This window comes from Devosia sp., from assembly GCF_017744655.1.
Taxonomy (GTDB): Bacteria; Pseudomonadota; Alphaproteobacteria; order Rhizobiales; family Devosiaceae; genus Devosia.
In genome coordinates, this window is the sequence record NZ_JAGIAW010000010.1 from 121,786 (window position 1) to 130,958 (window position 9,173).

At 61.8% G+C, this 9,173-nt stretch carries 8 protein-coding genes; 5 read left to right on the forward strand and 3 right to left on the reverse strand.

Annotated elements, in window-relative coordinates; translation table 11 throughout:
• Window positions 1–49 precede the first annotated feature (49 nt).
• From J7557_RS18685 to J7557_RS18695, 3 genes are read right to left on the reverse strand one after another with little or no spacing between them, the layout of a single operon-like run.
• Window positions 50–1,099 (reverse strand): BMP family protein, encoded by a 1,050-nt coding sequence (locus tag J7557_RS18685; protein WP_291421535.1) that lies wholly within the window; start codon window positions 1,097–1,099, stop codon window positions 50–52.
• 22 nt (window positions 1,100–1,121) lie between these two features.
• Window positions 1,122–2,075 carry a nucleoside hydrolase gene (locus tag J7557_RS18690; protein WP_291421536.1) on the reverse strand — a complete coding sequence of 318 codons (954 nt, stop codon included), beginning with the start codon at window positions 2,073–2,075 and terminating at the stop codon, window positions 1,122–1,124.
• The gene (locus J7557_RS18695; protein WP_291421537.1) at window positions 2,075–3,418 is read right to left on the reverse strand and encodes an amidohydrolase; all 1,344 of its coding nucleotides are present in this window, start codon (window positions 3,416–3,418) and stop codon (window positions 2,075–2,077) included. Before J7557_RS18695 ends, J7557_RS18690 begins: the two co-directional genes overlap by 1 nt.
• Window positions 3,419–3,553: 135 nt before the next feature.
• Between J7557_RS18695 and J7557_RS18700 the strand changes: the two genes are divergently transcribed.
• The 5 genes from J7557_RS18700 (at window position 3,554) to J7557_RS18720 (ending at window position 8,977) form a co-directional block, all read left to right on the forward strand.
• Window positions 3,554–4,513 carry a hypothetical protein gene (locus J7557_RS18700; RefSeq protein ID WP_291421538.1) on the forward strand — a complete coding sequence of 320 codons (960 nt, stop codon included), beginning with the start codon at window positions 3,554–3,556 and terminating at the stop codon, window positions 4,511–4,513.
• Window positions 4,510–5,247 carry a creatininase family protein gene (locus tag J7557_RS18705; protein WP_291421539.1) on the forward strand — a complete coding sequence of 246 codons (738 nt, stop codon included), beginning with the start codon at window positions 4,510–4,512 and terminating at the stop codon, window positions 5,245–5,247. Before J7557_RS18700 ends, J7557_RS18705 begins: the two co-directional genes overlap by 4 nt.
• Before the next feature lie 9 nt (window positions 5,248–5,256).
• Window positions 5,257–6,270, forward strand: coding sequence for a LacI family DNA-binding transcriptional regulator (locus J7557_RS18710; protein ID WP_291421540.1), 1,014 nt, complete (start codon window positions 5,257–5,259; stop codon window positions 6,268–6,270).
• Complete coding sequence (locus J7557_RS18715; RefSeq protein WP_291421541.1) at window positions 6,267–7,019, forward strand: glutamine amidotransferase; 753 nt, start codon at window positions 6,267–6,269, stop codon at window positions 7,017–7,019. The genes J7557_RS18710 and J7557_RS18715 overlap by 4 nt, the downstream gene beginning before the upstream one ends.
• 89 nt (window positions 7,020–7,108) lie before the next feature.
• Window positions 7,109–8,977: an adenine deaminase gene (locus J7557_RS18720; protein WP_291421542.1), complete on the forward strand. Its 1,869-nt coding sequence runs from the start codon at window positions 7,109–7,111 to the stop codon at window positions 8,975–8,977.
• Window positions 8,978–9,173: the final 196 nt, after the last annotated feature.

The following is a 9,173-nucleotide window of genomic DNA, read 5'->3' on the forward strand; positions in this document are numbered from 1 at the left end:
CCGTAAAAACAAAGACCCCGCCCTTTTGGAAAAGGCGGGGTCTGAAGGCTTAGTTCATGGCGCTTTCGACGGTGATTTCGCCGGCGATGATCTTGGCTTCCTGAGCATCAACCTCGGCGCGTACTTCGGCGGGAACGAGCTTTTCATAAAAGCTGTTCTTGGAAATGCCCACGGCACCATCGGCAAGGCCGAGGATCAGGTTGGTGCCATAGGGGGCAGTGCCTTCGATGGTCTGCTGCAGGGCGGTAAAGAGCGAGTCACCGACCTTCTTTTCGACCGAGGTGAAGATCACATCGGCCTGCGCCGGATCGGTCGGGGCGAAGATTGCCGCCTGATCGCTATCGACGCCGACAGCCAGCTTGCCTTCGTCACGTGCGGCCTGCAGCGCGCCGATGCCGGTGCCGCCGGCAATCGGGAAGACGATATCGACGCCCTGGGCGAACTGGGCGAGCGCCAGTTCCTTGCCCTTGGCCGGATCGGTGAAGGAACCGGCAACGGCGCGGGTCACTTCCACATCGGGATTGGCAGCCTTGGCACCCTGCTCGAAACCGAGGGCGAATTCGAGGATGGTCGCGCCTTCGACACCGAGGATTTCGCCGAGCTTGCCGGTCTTGGAGATTTTCGCGGCAGCGTAACCGGCGAGGTAGCCGGCGGTCGAAACGCGATAATTGATGGCGAGAATGTTGGAATTGGCGCCGCCGGTGAAATCGGGGGCATCATCGAAAATGATGAATTTGGTATCGGGATATTCCGGGGACAGCTCAGCCATGAAGCCGGTCATTTCCCAGGTGCCGCCGATGACGACATCATAACCCTGGTCGGTGGCATCGGCCAGGGCCGGCTGCCAGCGGCCGCGATCCATGCCAGCCTCGATGACGGTGACATCAACGGGAAGCTCGGCTTCGGCGCGGTCGAGGCCGGCAGCGGCGGAATCAAAGAAGCTCTTGTCGCCGAGATTGCCGTGGACGACCAGGGCAACCTTGAGCGGGTTTTCCTTGGTGTATTCCTGCGCCATGACGGCACCGGCGGAAACCGAGGCCAAGAGGCCTGCAGCAAGCAGGCCGCTAAAAGCGCGACGCGAGAATTTAGGCATGGACATTGACGGAGCTCCCTTGGCTTTGTCAGATATTGGCGCGGTAGGCGACGGAAGCGCGATAGAGCGCCACGAGGCGATCAACCCTGGCTTCCTCGATAATGGTCACCATGGGCGTGCCCAGGCGGCCGGTTGGATCAACCACCGTCATGCCGCGGGTGATGCCGGGCGAGAGCGCCACATCCATCGAGGCACGCAGGGTTTTGGTCACGAGTTCCGGCTCGATCACCGCAGCAATGGCCAGGGGATCGACGAAGCGGAAGTGGTCGGGGCCGCCATAGCCGACCGTGGTGCGGCGGGCGTGTTCGACGAGGGCGACCGAGAAAATCTTTTCCGGGCTTTCCGGAATGTCCTTCAAGAGAGCCTCGACTTCGTCGCCGGTCATGAAATGGGTAACGCAGGGTTCCCAGGGGGCGATGAGCATTTCAATCTCGGTGCCGAAGACGATGGCAGCGGCTTCCGGGTCGGCATAGATGTTGAATTCGGCCGCTGGGGTGGTGTTGCCGCGACCGTAGACGGTGGCGCCCATGATGGTGAGCTGACCGATGCCGGCGGTGATATCGGGCGCCAGACGCAGCGCGAGCGCCAGATTGGTCAGCGGCCCGATCATCAGGATGTCGACCTTTTCGCCGGCCTTGGCGGCAGCGCGGAAAGTGTCGACGAGATAGCCGACGCCATTGGTGCCGGCGACTTCCGGAATCTTTGCCGGACGCGGGGCGCCGCCGAGACCGTCTTCGCCGTGGATGTATTTTGCGTCGATGACTGGCTGGGTCAGCGGGCGATCGGCGCCCTTGTGTACCGGCACGGAGCCCTTACCGGCGACTTCGAGCACCGTAAGAATGTTGCGAGTTGCCGCGTCGAGGCCGACATTGCCAAAGACGGTGGTGATCGCGTCCGGCGTACGGCCATTGGCGATCAGCATGAGCAGGGCCTGCGCGTCGTCGACGCCGCCATCAGTATCGAGAATAAGTTTTCTTGCCATTATGCCACTTTCCGGGCCGCTTCGACGCGGGCCCAGAAATCCTTGTAGGTGTTTGAGTATTCGGCCCGGATTTCGGAGAAGGGCCGACGCAGGAGCTGCCTGTCAGCCACCAGTTGCTCACCGGCGACAAAGACATGGCGCACATCCCGTCCGCTTCCCGAATAGACGAGAAGCGTCTCGATGTCAGGGGTTTCGGAATAACCGGCACCGGAAATGTCTATGGCGATGATATCGGCCGACTTACCGATTTCGAGCGAGCCGATCTCGTTTTCGAGCCCGAGGGCTTTTGCGCCCTCGATGGTCGCCATGCGCACCAGCTCCGCGCTGGAAATGGGCTGCGCCCTGCCCTCGCGATGCGAAGCAACGAGGCCGGCGACGCGCATTTCGTTGATCATGTCATAGCCGTTATTGGCGGCGACATTATCGGTGCCGAGCGCCACTGTGACGCCGGCTACCTTCAAATCCACGACGGGACAGATGCCTTCGCGGCCCGAGCGCAGGCCGGCCGTGGCATTGTGGGAAATGGACGCATGCGGCGCGCGGGCGAAAACCGCGATGTCTTCGGGGCTGAGATCGAGGCAGTGCGCGGCATGAATGCGGCCATTGAAGAAACCGAGCTTTTCGAGGGCGACGGCAGCCGTCGTGCCATAGCGGCGCTCGGTTTCTTCATTGTCCTCGGGACCGCAGGCCATATGCAGGTGCAGACCCACGCCATATTCGTTGGCAACTGCGACTTCGGCCAGCAGCAGGTCTTCGGTGTTATCGACATAGGGCGCGTGTGGACCGAACCAGGGGATAACCCGACCATCAGCGGAGCGCTGCTGCCGAAGGAAGTTCGTGGCCAGGGCCAATTCCTCCTCGCCGCGCGCCTTGTCGCCCAGTTGCACAATGCCATAGGCGATCACGGCGCGAAGGCCGGCTTGCTTGACCGCCTCGGCAATCTCTTCGGCGAAGAAATACTGGTCGCAGAAGGTCGTCGTGCCCGTAAGAACCATTTCGGCGCAGGAAAGGGCGACGGCGGGACCGATATCTGACGCGACCAGCGACAGTTCCGGTTCGCGGATGGAATTGTACCAGCCTTCCATGGTGAGGAGGCTTTGCCCCTCGGAACGACCGCGGAACAGCACCATGGCCGAATGGGTATGGGCATTGACGAGGCCGGGCATGACCACATGGCCGGAAAGCTCTTTCACCTCGTCGAAGTCGGTGGCAGCGGGGCAGGTTTCCATGGGACCGACACCGGTAATCCGCCCATCGGCAAAGGCCACCCAGCCGGCGGGATAGACGGCATTGCCGCTGTCCACAGTGAGAACCCATGCATTGCGAAGGAGTGTAGAACCCATTTGACCAATCGCTAGTAAAGCGCTTTACATATCAATCTAACGACGGTTTCGCGGGGGTTGTCAAATGCTATCGCTCTGGATTTGCACAAGCGCTCACCGTACGGGATTTTTGCATATTTCTTCGGCAGGTTGCCTATGAGCGTCAATCCGTTTGCCGCAGATCCGGCCGTTCCCGCACGTCTGGCGATGATCGGCCCCGAGGTTCGGCGGGCCATCGCGGCGCGCGTCAAGACAGCGCTTTCGGAGCACGAGCGGCGGCCGGGAAGCAATGATGGCAGCGTGCTTGCGGCGGGCATTGCGGCGGGGTTGATCGGCGAATTTGGCCTCGCTTCGGTGCGCGATCTCATGTGCCTCTTACTCGACATCGCCAAGAATATTGCGCGACCCAGCATTTCCGATTTTCACGTCGGCGCAGTCGGGCTCGAGGCGGAAACGGGCAATCTGATCCTCGGCGGCAATGTCGAATTTCCGGGCACGCATCTCGGTTTTACCCTCCATGGCGAGGGTTTCGTGTTCACTCGGGCTATGAGCCGGGGCACCAATATCTCGGTGATTGCCATTGGCGAGGCGCATCCCTGCGCCCATTGCCGGCAATGTCTTGCCGAATATGCGGCGAGCGACAAACTCGAACTGATCGATCCGTTGGGGCACACGCTGACCCTAGCGCAGCTTTATCCCTGGCCGTTCGATCCGAATTATCTAGGTGAAAGCGGCGCAGTGCCGGGCCGCGAACTCTGGCCGGGCCTGAAATTCGACGAAGACGCCGTTTCCCCGGTCGCCGGCAGCCTCTTGGCCAAGGGGCGGCGCAGTCATTCGCCCTATAGCAAATGTCCCGGCGCGGTCCTGCTGCACCTCAAGGACGGGAGCATGGTTACCGGCCACGCCATCGAAAGCGTGGCGTTCAACCCCACCATTCACCCGATCCAGGCAGCCATGGTCGACCTTCTCGCCCATGGCTACGCCTATTCCGACATTGTCGGGGCGAGCCTTGGCACGGTGCGCGGCGGAGATGTCGACTACACCGTCAGCACAAGGGAATTGTTGAGCCGAATTGCTCCGGGCGTGCCCTTGCTCGTGCTGGGGTGGCGGCCATGAGCTCAGCCGATTTTTCCCGCACGCCCTGGGTCGATGTCGCCAAACGCATTGAAGCGGGCACACTGGCAGTACTCGCCCTTGGCGCTTGCGAACAGCATGGCGCGCATCTGCCGCTCACAACAGACACCGACATGGCGCACGGCGTCGGCAAGCGCCTGGCCGACGAGCTCGACGCGCTGTTGCTGCCGCCGATCACCTATGGCGACGCATGGACGGCCAGCGCCTATCCCGGCACGATTTCCATCTCGCCGCGCACGCTGCAGGCGATGGTGGAAGATATCGGGCACGAACTCCTGCGCATGGGCGTGCGTGGCCTCGTTGTCGTCAATGGCCATTTCGGCAATCGCGAGCCCATGCTGCTCGCCGCGCGTACGCTGGTGACGGCTGGCCTGCCGGTGTGCCATCTCGATTACCCCGGGCTTGAGCGCCTTGCCGCCGAGATTTGCGATAGCCAGCCGGCTGGGCCGGGCTTTTATCACGCCGACGAGGTGGAAACCGCAATCATGCTCGCGGTCGCGCCCGAGGGCGTCGACATGGAGCGGGCAGAGCCGTCTTATCCCAGCTTTCCGCCGACCTTTGGCAGCGAGCCCATGCAGTTTCGCGACTTTAATCCTTCCGGCGTTTTCGGCGATCCGCGTCCGGCCACTGCGGCGAAGGGCGAGGCGCTGATCGCGGGCATTCTGGGTGAGAGCCTGCGCATTGTCGCGGCCTGGAGCGAGCGTCATGGCATCTAGGGGGCAGAGATGGCCACGCTGAGCGATGTTGCTGCCGAAGCCGGGGTCTCGCCCACGGCCGTTTCGCGCTATCTCAACAATCGCATCGACCTGCCGCAGGCAACGCGCGACCGGATCGATGCGGCCATAGCCAAGCTCGACTATCGCCCCAATCTCCTGGCACGACGCCTCTCGACCGGCAAATCCGAAGCTTTTGCGCTCGTCACGCCCGACATTGCCAACCCGTTCTTTGCCGAGCTGGCCGCGGCCGTCGAACGGCAGGCCCATGCCAGCGGCTATTCGGTCTATATCACTTCCACCGGCGGCCATGCCGATGCGGAAATGAATGCCATCCGCCGCATGGCCGACAGCCATGTCGACGGGTTGATCATGACCACCAATCGGGTGGATGACGGTTCGCTCGCCAATCTCCTCGCGGGGCGAGAAAATGTCGTCCTGCTCGATGAGGATATCGACGGGGTCAGCGTGCCCCGCGTTTTCGTCGACAATGCCGAGGGCACCTATCTCGCCGCAAAACATCTCATTGCCATGGGGCACAGGGATATTGCGTTGATCGGCGGGCCGCACAGGCTGATGAGCGTCAATGAGCGCCTTGCCGGCTTTACCCGCGCCATGGACGAGGCCGGATTGCCGGTACGGCCAGGCTGGGTGCTGCTGGGCGACTATACGCGTGATTATGGCGTGGCGGCCGCCTCGGTGCTGCTCGATGCCGTCGACCCGCCGACTGCCATCCTCGCCTGTTCCGACTATATCGCCATCGGCGTCATGCAGGTCGTGCGGGCACATGGGCTATCCATTCCCAACGATATCAGCCTCGTCGGCTTCGACGACATGGCATTCGCGGCCCTTGTCGACCCGCCGCTGACCACAATCCGCCAGCCGGTCGCCGCCATGGGCGAACTGGCGGTAAAGCATCTCCTCGCCCTTCTCGAAGGGCAAACGCCGGCGGCCGAGACAAGGCTGCCGGTCGAATTGGTGACGCGCCAATCCGTCGCCCCTCCCTCTCGAAAGGTCCTGAAATGAAGAAGCGCATCCTGATCGCCGGTGAATCCTGGACCGTGCATTCGATCCACCAGAAGGGTTTTGATAGTTTTACCACCACCGAATATGCCGAAGGCGTGCGCTGGCTGAAGGCGGCGCTGGAAAAGGGCGGTTGGGACGTTACCTTCCAGCCTTCGCATGTCGCGGCGCGCGAGTTCCCGTTCACCGCAGAAGATCTCTCCGCCTATGACGTCGTGTTGCTCTCCGATATCGGCGCCAATACGCTGCTGCTGCACCCGGAAACTTTTACCAAATCCAAGGTTCTCCCCAATCGGCTCACCTCGATCCGCGACTATGTCGCCAATGGTGGCGGCCTCGTCATGGTCGGCGGTTACCTGACGTTCCAGGGGATTGACGCCAAGGCGCAATATGCCGGCTCGCCCATCGAGGAAGCGCTGCCCGTGACCATCGAAAAGGGCGACGATCGCGTCGAGGCGCCGCAGGGGATTGAGCCGGTAGTTGCCGAGACGGCGCATCCCATCGTGGCCGGCCTTGAGGCGACTTGGCCGATCCTACTCGGCTACAATCGCATTGCCACCAAGCCGGGCGCAACGCTTGTCGCCAGCGTTGGCGATGATCCGCTCATTGTGGCCGGGGCCTTCGGCAAGGGCCGCAGCGTCGCATTTGCTTCCGACTGCGGCCCGCACTGGGCACCGCCGCCTTTTGTAGATTGGGCCGGCTACGAAAAACTCTGGACGCAACTTTGCAATTGGGCCGCAAGCAAAGCCTGATCTGACTTGCCCGGCCCAACCGGCCTATGGGACACTGCCAGAGGTCGGCGCCGTGGCGCCGACTTATCTATTTTGAGACTGGATATTTCGTGACCACTCCCCTTCCCGATGATCTCATTGTCAATGCCAAGGACGAAGTGGCGATCCGCAAGCATCTTGCCCTTGTTGCCCTGGGCAAAAAGCCGGCTGATCGTGCCGTGCGCGTCGGGCGCCTGCTCGATACCTATGGCCGCAATTGGCATGAGGATCAGGAGATCGTCATTTCGGGTCGACGTGTGGCCTGGGTCGGACCGGCCGGCGCCTATCCCGGCGAAGTTGCCGAGCACGTCGATCGCCGGCAGTTCAGCGCCGTGCCCGGTTTTGGCGAGGTTCACAAGCATATCGAATCGAGCCACCTGACGCCGGAATGGGAAGCCGCGCTGGTGCTGCCACATGGCTGCACCTGGACCTGCGAAGCGAGCCACGAATTTTCCAACGTCAATGGCCCGAAAAATCTGGAATTCTGGCTGACGGCACGGCGCGCCGGCTCGCCGGCAAAGATCTTCCCGCTGCCCGGCTCGGCCGTGCCGCCAACCGCCTATGAGTGGGGCGGCGGCCATTTTGGCTTTGCCGAACAGAACGAATTTATGCGCGATCATCTGCTGGTCGCCGGCCTCGACGAGGTCATGGACTGGCCGGCGGTCTGGAACCCGGAAAATCCCTCGCATGAGCGCCTCTGGGGCATGATCGAAGCGACATTTGCGCAGCGCGGCGTTGTCGAAGGCCATGCCGCCGGCATGCGCGCCATCAATGATATCAATGCCTTCGCGGGTGCCGGCATGGCTTCGGACCATGAAGCATGGACGCCGGAAGAGGTCGCAGACAAGCTGCGGCGCGGGCTCTTCATGGAGCTGCGGCCGCATTCGCTGAAAGACATTATCACCGGGCTGCTTACACAAGGCCAGCAGGACTGGTCGAATTTCGCTCTTTGCACGGATGACCGCAGCGCCTCGGACACGATGAAGCTCGGGGCCACGGACCACAATGTGCGTCTCGCCATGGAAGCGGGATTGCCGCTCGAGATCGCCGTGCAGCTCGTGACCATCAATCCGGCCCGGCACATGCGGCTGACGCCATGGGTGGGCGCCATTGCGCCGGGGCGCTTTGCCGATCTCGTGCTGCTTGATGACGAGAAGACGCTTGGTATTGCCGAGGTTTGGGCGGATGGGAAGCAGGTCTCCTCCGGCAAGACTTATACCGCCAAGGTGCCAAAAATCGACTGGCCGGAATGGGCGACGTCTTCGGTCAATATCCAGCGCCAATTGACTGCAGATGATTTTGCGATTGCCGCTCCGGCCGGCCGCGAAATCGTCAAGGCGGCGCTGCTGCGTCCCTTCCACTGGCATGATGAGTTCATCACCGATGAACTGCCTGTTGTCGACGGACTGGTTCAGCGCGACAGCGATCGCAACATCACAAAATTTGCCATTGTCGATCGTTTTTCGGGCGAGGGCAAAACGGCAAGGATGTTTTGGCTGGGGACGGGGCCGAAGACGCCCGATACCGCCCTCGCCTGCTCCATGGGCCATGACAAGCACAATATCTGGGTTGTTGGTTCCTCGGACGAAGCCATGGCCCTGGCCGTCAACACGCTCAATGAGATCCAAGGCGGCTGGGCGCTGGTCAGCGGCGGCAAGGTGTTGGCGACGGTGCGCTACGAGGTTGGCGGATTGATGACCTGCCGGCCCGCACCGGATCTCGACAAGGAAATGGTCGAACTCTATCGCCAGGGCGAAACCATCGAATGGATGTATGAGCCGACCTTCTCGCCGCGCTGGTGGCCGGGTTTCCCGGAGCGCCTGGCCTTTGCCACGCTGACCTGTTCGCCATGGCGCTGGGTTCTTGTGGCGCCCTCGCCACTGGCGCCGGATGGATTCGTCAATGTTTCCAATGGCGAGACGCATCCAATCGTCTGGTAGAAATACAAAAGGCGGGCTCAAGGCCCGCCTTTTTCATATGTATTTCGCCAAAACGACGCGTCGTTCTAATGATCCACAAACGCAAAAGGCCCGGTTCTTTCGAACCGGGCCTTTTGTTTGTTTTGTATCGTAAAGAGACGATGTGTTTTTGGCAGACCTTGCAGTGACCTACTCTCCCAAGTCTTGAGACTTAGTA

What these genes read in the sequence shown, in the direction of transcription:
- J7557_RS18690 (WP_291421536.1), bottom strand. Translation starts at nt 2,075, where the DNA reads ATGGCAAGAAAACTTATTCTCGATACTGATGGCGGCGTCGACGACGCG.
- J7557_RS18695 (WP_291421537.1), bottom strand. Translation starts at nt 3,418, where the DNA reads ATGGGTTCTACACTCCTTCGCAATGCATGGGTTCTCACTGTGGACAGC.
- J7557_RS18715 (WP_291421541.1), top strand. Translation starts at nt 6,267, where the DNA reads ATGAAGAAGCGCATCCTGATCGCCGGTGAATCCTGGACCGTGCATTCG.
- J7557_RS18700 (WP_291421538.1), top strand. Translation starts at nt 3,554, where the DNA reads ATGAGCGTCAATCCGTTTGCCGCAGATCCGGCCGTTCCCGCACGTCTG.
- J7557_RS18710 (WP_291421540.1), top strand. Translation starts at nt 5,257, where the DNA reads ATGGCCACGCTGAGCGATGTTGCTGCCGAAGCCGGGGTCTCGCCCACG.
- J7557_RS18705 (WP_291421539.1), top strand. Translation starts at nt 4,510, where the DNA reads ATGAGCTCAGCCGATTTTTCCCGCACGCCCTGGGTCGATGTCGCCAAA.
- J7557_RS18685 (WP_291421535.1), bottom strand. Translation starts at nt 1,099, where the DNA reads ATGTCCATGCCTAAATTCTCGCGTCGCGCTTTTAGCGGCCTGCTTGCT.